Origin of the sequence: Streptomyces sp. NPDC058469, assembly GCF_042721125.1 — a bacterium.
In the GTDB taxonomy this organism is placed as follows: domain Bacteria; phylum Actinomycetota; class Actinomycetes; order Streptomycetales; family Streptomycetaceae; genus Streptomyces.
In genome coordinates this window covers 1-1830 of record NZ_JBHXME010000354.1, presented here as the reverse complement: position 1 = coordinate 1830, position 1830 = coordinate 1, and the positions used below count along the sequence as shown (strand labels likewise).

The following is a 1830-nucleotide window of genomic DNA, read 5'->3' as shown; positions in this document are numbered from 1 at the left end:
GATCTGGAGATCGCCGTGCGGCGGGGCATGCTGGTCAGCCGAGGCCGAGGCGGCTGAGTGCGGTGGTCCAGTCGGTGACGATCGCCTGCTGGGCGGCGGTGAGGGTGACCTTGCCCTTGCAGACCGCGGTGTGCAGTTTCGTCTCCACCGGGTCCTTCGCGTTGTTGACCCCGGCCCCCTTCTTGTGACCGGGATCAGCGGGCTCCACCCACAGGTTGCGGTAGTCGTTCGGGTCCCCACCGAGTTGCAGGCTGATGAGGTGGTCGTACTCGGCGTCCCCCATGCGGCCGGTGAAACCGTAGGAGGCGGCGTTCAGCTTCTTCTCCTTGCCAGTGATCGACGTGGAAGGGCGGATGCCGGAGGTGTAGCCGCCCTTGCGGCAGATCGTGGACTTCAGGTTCGACTGGGTGACCGCCGGGGAGATCGCGCCGGGCGTGCACGCCGGGTCCTCCAGCGGCTCCCCCTTGAGATAGCGGTAGTGGCAGGTGCCCGCGGTTGGCTGCTTCTGCACGGTGTAGGTCTTCTGGGGGCCTGCCCCCACCGCGATCGCCCGTGCCGAGCCCCCGCCCTGGGCGGCGGTGCCCGACGGGCCCGGAGCCGGGGAACTGCTCGAAGAGGAGTCGGAGGTGCCGAGCGAGACCGACGAGCAGCCCGCCAGGAACACCATGGCAAGCAGCACAGATGACGCGGTACGGCGGATGGAACGCATGACGACCCCTCACGGTCCGGCGGAAGCTGAGCAGATGCTGCCCTACCCGGCCGCGGCTCTACCGCGCGGGGTGCGGCGCGAAGGTGCACAGGCGTCGCACAACCCCGCATCGCCACCTCTCCGGGTTTCACCGGATCACGAGCAGAAGTCGGACGGGGCCCGCGCCCAGGACCGCACCCGTGCCTCGCGCTGCTTGCTGCGCGGACCCCGGCTAATCGTTGGCGGCGATCAGGTCGTCCGCGGCAGGTCGCCTTGAGGGGTGTCAGCCGTCGAGTTCGTGGCGCACCCTCCGCGAGGGAGTGAAGGCGTAGAGGTTGAGGATGTCGGGCGGACCGGCGAGGCCAGGGCCGCCGTTCTTCACCCAGGTGGTGATGTCGGTGGCGGCGTGGGCCGCCTGTGAAGAGGACGCGGCTGTCCCTGCGGTGCCATCGGCCGTCGCTGCTCGTGCGCGGGACTTTACTGGCGTGACGGGCGCTGGGAATACTCGATCGTCGGTACCAGGGAGTTGTACCGATGGACGCTCACCAGAGCGCTCGCCTCGCGTGCCTCACACGTGCAGTACGACGTCCGCGGGCTCTGGTGCTGCGAGCACGCTGAACATCTGCCGGCAGGCAGCGAACCCTTCGACGACGATGGGCTGTTGGTCCTGAGCACGCCATCGTCGGGCGGTGAGGACGCCGGTTCTTGTGCAGCACGCCACAGGAGTGACGGCCCTGCGCAACGAGCGCGCCTTCGAGCTGAGTCGACTAAGCGCCTGTCAACCGTTGTAGGCCGCGCAGCGCTTGAGCGTCATCTTCGGCGTTCCCCGTCGTTCGGATGTGGGGGTGCATGGCGTCGAAAGCGGTGACGGCTTGGAAGGCGGCTTCTGCCTCGGCCGCGGCTGCCGTGACGTCGTCCCGGGAGCGCCGGCCTTCCTGGGCGTACATCTGCATGATCTGTAGGTTCTGCAGGGCCTTGTCTCGCGCGCGGGCCAACTCTCTCCGCTGTTCGGCCAAGGCGTCGCGTCCGGTCGCGGCATCGGGTGGAGTCACTGATTCCTAATGCTGTCTGTCAAGCCGTGTGAGCGGTGGGTGGCACGGCCTCGTAGGTCCGTCCGTCGCGGAGGAGGGCCCAGAGGACGT

1 protein-coding gene and 1 pseudogene are annotated in these 1830 nt (G+C 68.5%); both read right to left on the bottom strand.

Annotation, left to right across the window (positions count from 1 at the left end; all coding sequences use genetic code 11):
* Positions 1 to 34 precede the first annotated feature (34 nt).
* On the bottom strand, positions 35 to 709 hold the full coding sequence (locus ACFWP5_RS52395; RefSeq protein ID WP_384174533.1) for a hypothetical protein: 675 nt from the start codon (positions 707 to 709) through the stop codon (positions 35 to 37).
* Positions 710 to 971: 262 nt separating this feature from the next.
* Positions 972 to 1097 (bottom strand): annotated as a pseudogene (locus ACFWP5_RS52390) ((2Fe-2S) ferredoxin domain-containing protein); the annotation flags it as partial.
* Positions 1098 to 1830: the final 733 nt, after the last annotated feature.

Excerpts from the sequence above, each read along its gene's own strand:
- ACFWP5_RS52395 (WP_384174533.1), bottom strand. The coding sequence starts at position 709 with ATGCGTTCCATCCGCCGTACCGCGTCATCTGTGCTGCTTGCCATGGTG.